The organism is Candidatus Pelagibacter communis (genome assembly GCF_001180025.1).
Lineage (GTDB): Bacteria > Pseudomonadota > Alphaproteobacteria > Pelagibacterales > Pelagibacteraceae > Pelagibacter > Pelagibacter ubique_A.
Map to the genome: position 1 here is coordinate 114,101 of NZ_CVSK01000030.1, position 13,983 is coordinate 128,083.

Genomic DNA, 13,983 nt, shown 5'->3' on the forward strand with positions numbered 1-13,983 from the left:
AAATTACTTATTAATAGCCCTTTGTCAAACTAAAACTGCAATTTTTAGGCGATTTTTTTACTGATTTGCCTGTGTTTCTTCGGGTTCTGAAGCTTCTATTTTATCCTGCTCTGCTAAGAAATTATTATCGTCCTCGAGAGCTTTATTGTTCCATCTATTTTTAATATTACCAGTACCTGCAGGAACTAATCTTCCAACAATTACGTTCTCTTTTAGGCCATTTAATGGATCAACTTTTCCTTTAATTGCAGCGTCTGTTAATACTCTTGTTGTTTCTTGGAAAGAAGCAGCTGAAATAAATGATTCTGTTTGAAGTGAAGCCTTAGTAATACCCATTAGAACTCTTTCACCAACGGCTGGAGTTTTTCCTTCTGCAACCAATTTTTCATTAGTATTATCAAACTTAATTCTATCAACCACTTCACCAGGTAAATAACTTGAGTCACCTGATACTTTAACCTCAACTTTTTTAAGCATTTGTCTTAAAATAGTTTCAATATGCTTATCGTTTATTATTACACCTTGTAATCTATAAACTTCTTGAACTTGATTAACAAAATATTCTGTTAAATCTTTGATTCCTAAAATTCTTAAAATATCATGTGGCAGTGGTTGACCATCTAAAAGATACTCTCCTTTTTGAATTTTTTCGCCTGGATTGAAATTAATATGTTTACCTTTTGGAATTAAATAATTTGAAGGTTCTGATCCATCTTCAGGAACAATAGATACTCTTTGTTTGCCTCTTACCTCTTTACCAAAAACAACACTACCATCATTTTCTGCAATGATCGCACTATCCTTGGCCTTTCGAGCTTCAAATAACTCAGCAACTCTTGGAAGACCTCCGGTAATATCTTTTGTTTTTGTAGTTTCCTTAGGTAATCTTGCAATTACATCACCTGCATAAACTTTTTGACCATCTTTAATTGATAAAATCGAATCTGGTACTAGATAATATCTAGCTTCATTATCGTCAGCTTTTTTAATCACATTTCCTTTTTCATCTCTTAAAGTAATTCTAGGTTTTAAATCAGTACTTTTTGATTGACCTCTCCAATCAATTACTGATTTAGAAGAAATTCCTGTTGCATCGTCAGTAGTTTCTTGAATTGATACACCATCAATTAAATCTACATAACTAGCTGTACCACTTTTCTCTGCTATAACTGGTGTTGTGTAAGGATCCCATTCACATATTTTAGTATTTGCTTTGACTTTGTCACCATTGTTAAAAAATAATCTTGAACCATAAGCAACTTTATAAACCGCTATCTGAACTCCTTTGTCATCCTCTATAGAAAGTTGAGTGTTTCTTCCCATTACAATCAAATTCTTTTTAGAGTCCTCTAAAATATTTGAGTTAATTATTTTTAAAGTTCCTTCACTTTTGGTAACTATTTGAGAATCTTGTTTAACTGAAGCTGTTCCTCCAACGTGAAACGTTCTCATTGTTAGCTGTGTTCCTGGTTCACCAATTGATTGAGCAGATATCATTCCAATAGCTTCACCAACATGAACCATCTTACCTCTTGATAAATCTCGTCCATAGCAAGTAGCACAAACACCCTCTTTTGAACTACATGTCATTACAGAATACACTTTAATTGATTTAACTCCTGCAGCATCAATTTTTTCACAGCCTGCCTCATCAATCATTTCAGATTTTTTAATAATTACTTCTCCTGATAAAGGGTTTTTAACATCAGCAGCTGTTACTCTTCCTAATGCTCTTTCAGATAAACTAACAACAACATTACCACCCTCTAAAATTTCAGAAAGTTCAATAAATCCAGGATTATCACAATTTACTTTTGTTATTGTTAAATCTTGTGCAACATCACATAGTCTTCTTGTTAAATATCCAGAACTAGCTGTTTTAAGTGCTGTATCTGCTAATCCTTTTCTAGCACCGTGTGTTGAGTTGAAATATTCCAAAGCAGTCAATCCCTCTTTAAAGTTTGAGATAATTGGACTTTCAATAATTTCACCTGAAGGCTTAGCAATCAAACCTCTCATACCAGCTAATTGTTTCATTTGAGCAGCAGATCCTCTAGCTCCACTGTCAGCCATCATAAATACTGAATTAATTTTTAATCCTTCATCAGTTTTTTCTGTAGCTGAAATTCCCTTCATCATTTCGCCAGCAACTTTGTCTGTACACTTAGACCAAGCATCAACAACTTTATTGTATTTTTCACCTCTTGTAATTAAACCTTCGGCATATTGAGTTTCATAATCTGCAATTAATTTCTTAGTATCGTCAATTAGTTGAGTTTTATTTTCAGGGATTACAAGATCGTCTTTTCCAAACGAAATTCCTGCTTTAAATGCGTGTTTAAATCCTAAATCTTTAAGCTTGTCACAAAAAATTACAGTAGTCTTTTGACCACAAAATCTAAATACAACATCAATTATTTCTGAAACTACTTTTTTAGGTAATAATCTATCTACTAAAGAAAACTTAATGTTGCTATTTTTTGGTAATAAATTTGCTAATAAAAATCTTCCAGCTGTAGAAGTATATTTTTCTATTTTCTTATTCCCTTGCTCATCTACAGTCTCGTATCTTGAAATGATAGTACTATGAACATTTATTTGACCAGATGATAATGCAAATTCAATTTGATCTGAATTTGTAAAATATCCAGCTGGTTTGTCAGATATAGGTTCTTGTGAAAGATAGTAAATTCCTAAAATCATATCCTGACTCGGAACAATAATTGGTTTACCGTTTGATGGAGAAAGAATATTATTTGTAGATAACATTAAAATTCTTGCCTCTAATTGTGCTTCTAAACTTAACGGCACATGCACTGCCATTTGGTCACCATCGAAGTCAGCGTTAAATGCTGCACAAGTCAAAGGGTGTAATTCAATCGCATCACCTTCAATTAATTTTGGTTCAAACGCTTGAACTCCAAGTCTATGAAGTGTTGGTGCTCTATTTAAAAGTACTGGATGCTCTCTAACTATTAATTCTAAAGCGTCCCAAACTGCATTTGTTTCTTTTTCAACTAATTTTTTAGCTTGTTTAATTGTTGATGCTAAGCCTAATTTGTTTAATCTTGCATATAAAAATGGTTTAAATAATTCTAAAGCCATTTTTTTTGGTAAACCGCACTCATGTAGTTTTAAATCAGGACCAACAACGATTACTGATCTTCCAGAATAATCAACTCGTTTACCTAATAAATTTTGTCTAAATCTTCCTTGTTTACCTTTTAACATTTCAGCAAGAGATTTAAGTGGTCTCTTACCTGTTCCTGTTATTACTCTACCTCTTCTTCCGTTATCAAATAGAGCATCTACAGACTCTTGAAGCATCCTTTTTTCATTTCTTACAATGATATCTGGAGCTTTAAGATCCATTAATCTTTTTAATCTGTTATTTCTATTGATTACCCTTCTATACAAATCATTAAGATCTGAAGTGGCAAATCTTCCGCCGTCTAGAGGAACTAATGGTCTTAGTTCTGGTGGTATAACTGGCACTACGGTCATAATCATCCATTCAGGTTTTTGACCTGTTTCAATAAATGATTCGATTAATTTTAATCTTTTAATTGCTCTTTCTTCATTAACTTTTGATTTGGTTTCTTTAATAAAGCTTACAAGGTTTTTTCTTTCTAATTCTAAATCTAAATTTTTCAGCATCTCAAGAACAGCTTCTGCCCCTATTCCTGCTGTAAAACTTTCTTCACCAAACTCATCCTGGTATTTTGCTAATTCTTCCTCATTTAAGAGTTGATTTTTCTGCAAACCAGTTAAACCAGGTTCTATTACTATAAAGTTTTCAAAATAAAGAACTCTCTCTATTTCTTTCAATTTCATGTCTACGGCTAAAGCAATTCTGCTTGGAAGAGACTTCAAGAACCAAATATGTGCTACAGGTGTAGCAAGGTTAATGTGGCCCATTCTTTCTCTTCTTACATTTGATTTTGTAACCTCAACACCACATTTCTCACATATAATTCCTCTAAACTTCATTCGTTTATACTTACCGCATAAACACTCATAATCTTTTATTGGTCCAAAAATCCTTGCACAGAACAAACCATCTTTTTCAGGTCTAAACGTTCTATAATTAATTGTTTCAGGCTTTTTAATTTCACCAAATGTCCAAGATTTAATTTTCTCTGGGCTAGCAAGTGAAATTTTAATGCTATTAAAATTTTGAGCTTCTGAAATTTCGCTGCCCTTAAATAGATCTGTTAATTCTTTTTTCATTAATTAAGCTCCACATTTAATGCTAATGATTTAATCTCTTTAACTAATACGTTAAATGATTCCGGTATTCCTGATTCAAAGTTTTCCTCACCTTTAACTATAGTTTCATAAACTTTAACTCTTCCTGCAACGTCATCGGATTTAACAGTTAATATTTCCTGTAATGTGTATGATGCACCATACGCCTCAAGTGCCCATACTTCCATTTCACCAAATCTTTGACCACCTAACTGTGCTTTACCACCAAGTGGTTGTTGTGTAACCAAACTGTAAGGTCCTGTAGATCTTGCATGAATTTTATCTTCGACTAAGTGGTGAAGTTTTAGCATGTAGATTATCCCAACGGTAACTGGTCTATCAAACTTCTCACCTGTTCTACCATCCCATAAATATGTTTGTCCAGATCCTGGTAAATTTGCTAGTTCAAGCATCTCGGTAACATTTTTTTCTTTAGCACCATCAAAAACAGGCGTTGAGATTGCGATACCATTCTGTAAATTTTCACAAAGATCTTTAAATTCACTCTTGCTTAACTTGTCAACTTTATCATTAAAAATTTCTTCTCCATAAACAGATCTTAAGAATTTTTCGATTTTTTCTGTTCTTTCAATTTTTTTGTTATTTTCGTTTACTAAATTTTTAACTTGTTCTCCAAATTCTTTACATGCCCAACCCAAATGTGTCTCTAGAATTTGACCAACATTCATCCTGCTTGGAACACCCAATGGATTTAAAACAATATCAACTGGTCTGCCATCCTCTCTATATGGCATGTCTTCAACAGGTACAATCTTACTTACGACTCCTTTGTTTCCGTGTCTTCCAGACATTTTATCACCAGGTCTTAATCTTCTTTTGATAGCAACGAATACTTTTACCATTTTCATAACACTTGGTAATAAATCATCACCACTTCTAATTTTTAAAACTTTATCTTCAAATCTCTCAGTTATGTCTTGTTTTGCTTTATTATATTGATCTTTTAATTGAGCTAATGTTGATTCGTCATTTACATTTCCTACTGTGATTTTGAAGACATCATTAATTGATAATGTATTAATTTTATCAAAATCTAACTTAGTTCCTTCTGATAAATCTTTTACTTTTTTATTTAAAGATGATCCTGACAAGAATTGAGAAGCTCTTTGTTTAATACTTCTTTCTAATATTTCTTCCTCAACAATTTTATCTTGTTGAACTTGCTCAATTTCAGCTCTTTCAATAGTTATTGATCTTTCGTCCTTCTCAATTCCATGTCTATTGAATACTCTTACATCAACTACTGTTCCACTTGATCCTCTAGACATTCTTAAAGATGTATCAGTTACATCAATAGCTTTTTCTCCAAAAATTGATCTTAATAATTTTTCTTCTGGACCAGATGCTGAATCACCTTTTGGAGTAACTTTACCAACCAAAATATCACCAGCATTAACCTCTGCACCAATATAAACGATTCCTGATTCATCAAGGTTTTTTAAAGCCTCTTCATTTACATTAGGTATATCTCTAGTTATTTCTTCTTCACCAAGCTTTGTATCTCTTGCCATTATTTCGTATTCAACAATGTGAACAGATGTGAATACGTCATCTGTAACACATCTTTCTGAAATTAAGATTGAGTCTTCAAAGTTGTAACCTTGCCACGGCATGAATGCTACAGTAACGTTCTTACCTAAAGCAAGTTCACCTAATTTTGTTGAAGGACCATCAGCAATAATATCTCCAGATTTAACTTTATCACCAACTCTAACTAGTGGTCTTTGATTTATACAGGTATTTTGGTTTGATCTTTTAAATTTTTGAAGGTTATAGATATCTACACCAGACTTACTAAAGTCTGTTTCCTCAGTTACTTTTATAACAATTCTTTTACCATCTATTTTATCAACAACTCCATCACGCTTAGCAACAATAGTAACACCTGAATCTAAAGCAACATCACTTTCAATTCCTGTACCGACAAGTGGAGACTCAGGTTTTAATAATGGAACTGCTTGTCTCATCATGTTTGATCCCATTAAAGCTCTGTTTGCATCATCATTTTCTAAGAATGGAATTAAAGATGCTGCAACTGAAACTAATTGTTTTGGTGATACGTCAATGTAATCAATAGAGTCAGGTTTTGCTAAAAGAAAGTTAAGGTTTTGTCTGCATGAAACTAGTTCTTCAGTAATTTTTCCATTTTTATCAAGTTTTGTATTTGCTTGAGCAATAGTGAATTTTGTTTCTTCCATTGCTGACAAGTATTCTACTTTATCTTGAACAACACCGTCTTTTACTTTTTTGTAAGGACTTTCAATAAATCCGTACTTATTAATTTTTGCATAAGTAGATAAACTATTAATCAAACCAATATTAGGACCCTCTGGTGTCTCAATTGGACAAATTCTTCCATAGTGGGTTGGATGGACATCCCTTACTTCAAAACCTGCTCTTTCTCTTGTTAAACCACCCGGACCTAACGCTGAAACTCTTCTTTTATGAGTAATTTCAGATAAAGGATTTGTTTGATCCATAAACTGAGATAGTTGTGAACTTGCAAAAAAATCTTTCAATGAAACTGTTAAAGGTTTTGCATTAATTAGATCTTGTGGCATTGCTGACTCAACATCCAAAGTTGTCATTTTTTCTTTAATAGCTCTTTCCATTCTGTAAACACCAATTCTAGCTTGGTTCTCAACTAGCTCTCCAACAGAACGAACTCTTCTATTACCTAGGTGATCAATGTCATCAACATCATCTTTACCATCACGTAAATCCAACATTTTATGAATAATTGCTATGATATCATCGTTTCTTAATATGGTAATTTTATCAGAACATTCTTGGTTTAACCTTGAGTTCATTTTAACTCTTCCAACATCAGACAAATCATATCTATCTGAGCTAAAGAAAAGATTATTAAATATTTGAGTTGCTATCTCTATAGTTGGTGGCTCACCAGGTCTTAGCATTTTATAAATTTCTGTGATTGCTTCGTCTTTAGTATTATTTTTATCAGCTAAAATAGTTGTAAGTAGATAAGGTCCTTTGTTTATAGAGTTTGTAACAGAAATTTGAAGTGTATGTATATTTGCATCTAAAATTTGTTGAATAATTGTATCATTTAATTCAGTCCCAATTTTAAATACTCCGTCCTCTTCTTCATTGACTTTGACATCTCTGTGTAAAAATTTACCAAACAAAGAGTCTCTAGAAACTAGTATATCTTTCAAACCATCATTAGCTAATTTTTTTGCACTTAAAAAATTAATCTTATCACCTAATTTAATTACTACTTCACCAGTTTTTGCGTCAATTACTTCTTCTGAAAAATTTTTTGCCTTGTAGTTTTCTGGATTAAATTTAGTTTTCCATTTTTCTGTTTTTGTATCAAAATTATATTGTTCACTTTCATAGAACTCATCTACTATTTCTGATTTTGAATAACCTAAAGCTATTAATAAAGTAGATGAAAAAATTTTCTTTTTTCTGTCAATTTTAAAATAAAGAAAATCTTTAACATCATATTCAAAATCTAACCAAGAACCTCTATTAGGTATTACTCTACAATTAAATAAAAGTTTTCCACTTGCATGAGTTTTTCCTTTATCATGATCAAAAAATACACCAGGACTTCTGTGCATTTGGTTTACTACAACTCTTTGAACACCATTAGTAATAAAAGTTCCACTATTAGTCATCATAGGAACTTCACCCATGTATACTTCTTGCTCTTTAGCTGATAAAATATCTTTTGTATTATTTTCTTGATCTATTTCGTAAACAACTAATCTTAGAGTGCACTTAAGAGCTGATGAATATGTAAGACCTCTTGCTATACATTCTTCGACATCAAATTTTGGTTTCTCTAATCTGTATGAAACATACTCTAAAGTTGCTTTGTCATTTAAATCCTCAATAGGAAAAATACTTTTAAATACTCTGTCAAAACCTTTGGTAAGTTCTGCTGCCTCAACATTAAATTCTGTTAATTCTTTGTATGAATTTTTTTGTACTTCAATTAAGTTAGGTATAGATAAACTCTCTTTTAGTTTACCAAAACTTTTTCTAATGTTTTTCTTTTCAGTAAAAGATAATTGCATCTATGTTTATAATTACTGATTAAAAATAATCAGTATTGGAATTCTTTCTATTTAATTTATTTAAGTTCTACTTTAGCGCCAGCAGCTTCTAACTTAGCTTTGATCTCTTCAGCGTCTTTTTTATTGACACCAGATTTTACTTCTTTTGGTGCTCCTTCAACAAGATCTTTAGCTTCTTTTAAACCTAATGAAGTAGCTGCTCTTACTTCTTTGATAACATTAATTTTTTTATCACCTGCAGAAACTAACATGATTGTAAAATCATCTTTATCTTCTGCTGGGGCCGCACCACCTGCTGCTGCTGGAGCTGCTGCTGCCATTGGAGTTACACCCCATTTTTCTTCTAATTGTTTTGAAAGTTCAGCTGCCTCTGCAACAGTCAAACTTGATAATTCTTCAATAATTTTGTTTAGGTCAGGCATATATATTACTCTTTGGGTTGTGTTTCAGAATTTTCTGCCGACAAACTACTCATTTTTTCTGAATGTGCAAGCAAAATACTGATTAATTTAGATGCAGAAGCGTTCAAAATACCCACAATATTGGCTCTTGCTTCATCTAATGTAGGTAAACTAGCTACATTTTGGACACCGGCCTGATCTAAGACCTCGTCATCCATAATTCCACCAATTAATTTTAAGTTTTCGTTATCTTTTGCAAATTTTGAAAGAATCCTTGCAGACATTATGGCATCTTCTCCAAATGCAACTGCTGTAGGACCAGTAAATAAATTTGATAAATCTTTACACTTTGTTTTTTCTAAAGCTAATTTTGTAATTCTATTTTTTGTTATTTTGAAAATGATTCCATGTTCTCTCATTTTCGCTCTCAATTCATCTAACTGAGTCATTGTTAAACCTTGATAATGAGTAACCATGACAGCTTTGCTGTTTTCAAACTTACTAGTCATTTCTTCAATATAATTTTTCTTTTGTTCTTTATTCATCATAACTATATCGATTTTCCTAATTTAACTTTATATGAAACACCCATTGTTGATGTAGCAAATACACTTCTAATTAAATCACCTTTTAAAGTATTATTTGATTTTTCTTTCTCTAAAGCATCTAAAATTGCATTGTAGTTTTTTAATAATTGATCATCACCAAAAGATTTTTTACCAATACTAACTCCAATATTTCCATCTTTATCATTTCTGATTTCCACTTGACCAGATTTGGCATTAGTTACTGCTTCTTTAATATTTTCAGAGACTGAACCAAGCTTTGGATTGGGCATTAAGCCCTTTGGTCCTAAAACTTTTCCTAATTTAGAAAGTTTAATCATCATTCCTGGTGTACAAATTAATTTTTCAAAATTTAATTCTCCGCCTTTAATTCTTTCAACAAATTCATCACCACCTACGATATCTGCACCTGCATCTTTTGCATCTTGAGCTTTGTTATCCTCACAAACTACAGCAACTTTAACTTTCTTGCCTGTGCCACCAGGTAAATTAACAACCGTTCTAATATTTACTTCGCTTTTCTTTTGTTTGTGATTAATTTGAAAACTTAAATCTAAAGACTCGTCAAATTTAGTTGTGCAGTTTTTCTTAAGCTCAGGTAACAATTTTTCTATTAACTCCGCGTTTAAGTCTTTTGTCTTTTCAGGTAATTTTTTATATCTTTTTGATGCCATTATTCTTTTACCTCAATACCCATTGATCTAGCTGATCCTGCAATAATTTTTATAGCTTCCTCAATATCGTGAGCATTTAAATCATTCATTTTTTCTTTTGCTATACTCTCTAATTGTTTTTTAGAAATTGAAGCTACAATATTTCTTCCAGGTTCTTTTGATCCGCCTTTAAGCTTTACAGCTTCTTTAATATAAAAAGATGCTGGAGGTGTTTTAATTTTAAAATCAAATTTTTTGTCTTTATATACTGTAATTTCGACTGGCACAGGTTTGCCTGCCATTGATTTTGTTTTGTCATTAAACGCTTTACAAAATTCCATTATATTTACACCACGTTGACCTAATGCAGGACCAACTGGTGGAGCCGGATTGGCTTGACCACCTTTAATTTGTAATTTTATAAATCCACTTATTTCTTTTGCCATTAACTTACCTTCTCAACCTGATTATATTCTAAATCTACCGGTGTAGGACGACCAAATATAGAAACTGACACCTTAAGTCTAGCTTTTTCTTCATCAATTTCTTCAATCATTCCAGAAAATGATGCAAATGGTCCATCTACAACCTGAACTTTCTCGCCTACACTGTAATCTACGCCAGATTTTGGCTGAGCGACACCATCTTTAATCTGACCTAAAATCTTTTCTACTTCTTTATCTGAAACTGGAACAGGAATACCTTTTGTTCCCAGGAAACCACTAACCCTCTTTATATTCTTAATCATATGATAAATATTATTATCCATTTCACTTTTGATTAGTACATATCCAGGAAAGTATTTCTTTTTTCTTTGAATTCTTTTACCTCTCTTAACCTCTGTAACATCGTGAGTAGGTACAATGATTTCATCAAACTTATCAGCAATTTTAGCTTTATCTGCCTCCTCTTTAATTAAAGAGGCAACTTTATTCTCAAAACTAGAATGAGACTGAACAATGTACCAATTTTTCATTAAATACTCACTTTAAGTAAAAGTTCTAAGAAAAATTTCAAAACCTGATCTAAAAGAAGAAAAAATAAAGACATAACAACTGCCATAACAAAAACCATTAAAGCACCTTGCAAAGTTTCTTTCCAAGTAGGCCAAGTAACTTTGAAAGCCTCTTGTTTAACTTCCTGAATAAATTTAATTGGGTTTCTCATAATTTCTAAGCTCAAATTGGCAGGAGCGGAGGGACTCGAACCCTCAGCCTCCGGTTTTGGAGACCGGCGCTCTACCAATTGAGCTACACTCCTATTTATAGAGTTACTCTATAATTTTAGTTACTACTCCTGCTCCAACAGTTCTTCCACCTTCTCTGATTGCAAAGTTTAATTTTTCTGCCATAGCAATTGGTGTAATTAGTTTAACAGTGAATTTAGCATCATCACCTGGCATTACCATTTCAGTACCAGCTGGTAACTCTACTTCACCTGTAACGTCTGTTGTTCTAAAATAAAACTGTGGTCTGTACTTAGTAAAGAATGGAGTGTGTCTTCCACCTTCATCTTTTTTAAGTACATACGCCTGAGCCTCAAATTTAGTGTGTGGAGTAATTGAACCAGGTTTACAAAGAACTTGACCTCTTTCGATATCAGTTCTTTCAATACCTCTCAATAGAATTCCAACGTTATCACCAGCTTCTCCAGAATCTAAAAGTTTTCTAAACATTTCAACTCCTGTACAAACTGATTTTTTAGTTTCTCTAATTCCAACTATTTCAACTTCCTCACCAGTTTTAATTACACCAGACTCAACTCTTCCAGTTGCAACTGTTCCTCTTCCAGAAATTGAGAATACGTCCTCAACTGGCATCAAGAATGGTTTATCAACTTCTCTAGCTGGTTGTGGAATATGTTCATCAACAGCTTTCATTAATTCTAAAATTGAATTTTTTCCAATTTCATCATCTCTACCTTCAACTGCTGCTAAAGCTGAACCTTTAACGATTGGTGTTTTATCACCTGGGTATTTGTATGAAGTTAAAAGTTCTCTAATTTCTTCTTCAACAAGTTCAATCATTTCTTTATCATCAACTTGATCTACTTTATTTAAGTAAACAACAATAGCTGGAATACCAACTTGTCTTCCTAAAAGAATGTGCTCTCTTGTTTGTGGCATTGGACCATCAGCTGCATTAACAACTAAAATTGCTCCATCCATTTGTGCAGCACCAGTGATCATGTTTTTGACATAGTCAGCGTGACCAGGACAATCTACGTGAGCATAGTGTCTTTTTTCTGTCTCATACTCAACGTGTGCTGTTGAAATTGTTATACCTCTCTCTTTTTCTTCAGGTGCTTTATCAATTTGATCATAAGCAACTGCAGTTCCGCCGCCCGCTTGTGCTAATACATTTGTAATCGCGGCAGTAAGAGTTGTTTTACCATGGTCGACATGACCAATAGTCCCAATGTTACAGTGGGGTTTATTTCTTACAAATTTTTCTTTTGACATTACGTTTTTACCTCAGTTTATTTGTTTTCATTTTCAATTTTATTTTCTTGGAGCGGGTAAAGGGAATCGAACCCTTACATCCAGCTTGGAAGGCTAGCGTTCTACCATTGAACTACACCCGCACAACCCCAAGAGTAACACTCCATGTTATCTAAAATTTATTAAATGGTGGAGGGGGAAAGATTCGAACTTTCGAAGACCGAAGTCAACGGGTTTACAGCCCGCCCCATTTGACCGCTCTGGAACCCCTCCTTTGGGGAAGTGTCCCCTTGTTCAATAAAGCTTCAAATAACAAGCGTTTTATATATTTTATTTATGCAAATGCAACACGTGATTTAATAGGAAAATATTAAAAAAACCGTATAAAACAGATACAAATTTATGAATAAATCATCATTTTTCATTGTTGGTCAACACGCAGTTATTGAGGCTCTTAGAAACCCTAAAAGAAAGGTTTTAAGAGTATTTTTAACGGAGGAGTCTAAAAAAAATATTCATAGAAAAAACCCAAATAAAAATATTTTGGAGGATGTTAAAGTTTACTTTAAATCTAAAAAAGAATTAGACAAATATACTTCTAAAGAACAATTAATGCATAATGGTTATGTTGCTGAGATTGAACATTTGGATCAACCAGATCTAAAACAATTTATAAAAGATAAAAATAATTTAACATTTGTCTGTCTTGATGAGGTTACTGATCCAAGAAATATTGGTTCATTGATAAGAAGTGCTGCATCATTTGATATAGACGGATTAATAATTAAAGAAAGACATTTTCCTCGAGATAGTAAGTTAATGTATAAATCAGCTAGTGGTTGCATGGAACACGTAAATATATTCCAAGTATCAAATATTAATTCCACTTTAAAAAATTTAAGAGAAAAAAATTTCTGGGTATATGGTTTTGATGCAAAAGGTCAAAAAGATTTTACGGACATCAAATGGGAAGGAAATAATATTCTTCTATTTGGATCAGAAGGATTTGGTATGAGACAACATACAGGTAAATATGCAGATTTTTTTGTTAAAATTAATATTAATGAAGAGATTGAAAGTTTAAATATCTCAAATAGTGCTGCAATTGTGTTTCATCACCTCAGTTATATAAAAAAAAAGAGTTGATTATTTAACAAATAGTTAATAATTATTGCGCATGCCCTTGTAGCTCAGCTGGTAGAGCAATTGATTTGTAATCAATAGGTCCGCGGTTCGAATCCGTGCGGGGGCACCACTAAAATCTCATTTATTTTCAATAAAATTAAAATTTTTAAAAACATTTTTAAAAATCAAAATCATTTAATAAGAACATATAGGGGAAGGAAGTAGAACTAAGTGTAGTCTTTTTGTAGTCTTTAATAATTTTACTTCCAGAAATACAATCTCAAAAAGTTTTTATTTAAATGAATCAATAATATAAAACATTACTAATCTAATTATTATTGGAACAATAATTCCAGCAATGATCCCAAACCACAATAAGCCGCTGCCATTAAAACCACCAATTGTTATTAAGATACCAATTGCAATCCAAATCCAAAAAAATACATTAACAATTGCTTTTATACCTTTTCCAATATTCAT

The 13,983-nt window shown here is 32.3% G+C and carries 11 protein-coding genes and 4 tRNA genes; 2 read left to right on the plus strand and 13 right to left on the minus strand.

What is annotated here, in order from left to right; translation table 11 throughout:
- Positions 1 to 57 precede the first annotated feature (57 nt).
- The 12 genes from rpoC to AMN83_RS01190 all read right to left on the minus strand — a co-directional run bounded on the left by rpoC (position 58) and on the right by AMN83_RS01190 (position 12,651).
- Entirely contained in the window at positions 58 to 4,230 is a 4,173-nt protein-coding gene (gene rpoC, locus AMN83_RS01135; RefSeq protein WP_075503648.1) for a DNA-directed RNA polymerase subunit beta', read from the minus strand.
- On the minus strand, positions 4,230 to 8,318 hold the full coding sequence (gene rpoB / locus AMN83_RS01140; RefSeq protein ID WP_075503650.1) for a DNA-directed RNA polymerase subunit beta: 4,089 nt from the start codon (positions 8,316 to 8,318) through the stop codon (positions 4,230 to 4,232). The genes rpoC and rpoB overlap by 1 nt, the downstream gene beginning before the upstream one ends.
- 56 nt (positions 8,319 to 8,374) lie before the next feature.
- Complete coding sequence (gene rplL / locus AMN83_RS01145) at positions 8,375 to 8,740, minus strand: 50S ribosomal protein L7/L12 (RefSeq protein ID WP_075503652.1); 366 nt, start codon at positions 8,738 to 8,740, stop codon at positions 8,375 to 8,377.
- A 5-nt stretch (positions 8,741 to 8,745) separates the two neighbouring features.
- Positions 8,746 to 9,264 (minus strand): 50S ribosomal protein L10, encoded by a 519-nt coding sequence (gene rplJ / locus AMN83_RS01150; RefSeq protein ID WP_075503828.1) that lies wholly within the window; start codon positions 9,262 to 9,264, stop codon positions 8,746 to 8,748.
- A 5-nt stretch (positions 9,265 to 9,269) separates the two neighbouring features.
- On the minus strand, positions 9,270 to 9,959 hold the full coding sequence (gene rplA, locus AMN83_RS01155) for a 50S ribosomal protein L1 (protein ID WP_075503654.1): 690 nt from the start codon (positions 9,957 to 9,959) through the stop codon (positions 9,270 to 9,272).
- Positions 9,959 to 10,384, minus strand: a complete 426-nt coding sequence (gene rplK / locus AMN83_RS01160; RefSeq protein WP_075503657.1) for a 50S ribosomal protein L11 — start codon at positions 10,382 to 10,384, stop codon at positions 9,959 to 9,961. Before rplK ends, rplA begins: the two co-directional genes overlap by 1 nt.
- Positions 10,384 to 10,914 carry a transcription termination/antitermination protein NusG gene (gene nusG, locus AMN83_RS01165; protein ID WP_075503660.1) on the minus strand — a complete coding sequence of 177 codons (531 nt, stop codon included), beginning with the start codon at positions 10,912 to 10,914 and terminating at the stop codon, positions 10,384 to 10,386. Before nusG ends, rplK begins: the two co-directional genes overlap by 1 nt.
- Positions 10,914 to 11,105, minus strand: a complete 192-nt coding sequence (secE, locus tag AMN83_RS01170) for a preprotein translocase subunit SecE (protein WP_072090353.1) — start codon at positions 11,103 to 11,105, stop codon at positions 10,914 to 10,916. The genes nusG and secE overlap by 1 nt, the downstream gene beginning before the upstream one ends.
- A 17-nt stretch (positions 11,106 to 11,122) precedes the next feature.
- A tRNA-Trp gene (locus AMN83_RS01175) sits at positions 11,123 to 11,198 on the minus strand.
- Between the two features lie 10 nt (positions 11,199 to 11,208).
- The gene (gene tuf, locus AMN83_RS01180; protein ID WP_075503663.1) at positions 11,209 to 12,399 is read right to left on the minus strand and encodes an elongation factor Tu; all 1,191 of its coding nucleotides are present in this window, start codon (positions 12,397 to 12,399) and stop codon (positions 11,209 to 11,211) included.
- Positions 12,400 to 12,447: 48 nt separating this feature from the next.
- Positions 12,448 to 12,521, minus strand: a tRNA-Gly gene (locus tag AMN83_RS01185).
- 44 nt (positions 12,522 to 12,565) lie between these two features.
- Positions 12,566 to 12,651, minus strand: a tRNA-Tyr gene (locus AMN83_RS01190).
- Positions 12,652 to 12,780: 129 nt separating this feature from the next.
- On the opposite strand from AMN83_RS01190, the gene rlmB reads away from it, so the two are divergent.
- Together rlmB and AMN83_RS01200 are read left to right on the plus strand one after the other, a co-directional pair.
- Positions 12,781 to 13,524: a 23S rRNA (guanosine(2251)-2'-O)-methyltransferase RlmB gene (rlmB, locus tag AMN83_RS01195; protein ID WP_075503665.1), complete on the plus strand. Its 744-nt coding sequence runs from the start codon at positions 12,781 to 12,783 to the stop codon at positions 13,522 to 13,524.
- Between the two features lie 33 nt (positions 13,525 to 13,557).
- A tRNA-Thr gene (locus AMN83_RS01200) sits at positions 13,558 to 13,633 on the plus strand.
- Positions 13,634 to 13,794: 161 nt separating this feature from the next.
- On the opposite strand, the gene AMN83_RS01205 is transcribed toward AMN83_RS01200, so the two are convergent.
- The gene (locus AMN83_RS01205; protein ID WP_075503667.1) at positions 13,795 to 13,983 is read right to left on the minus strand and encodes a hypothetical protein; all 189 of its coding nucleotides are present in this window, start codon (positions 13,981 to 13,983) and stop codon (positions 13,795 to 13,797) included.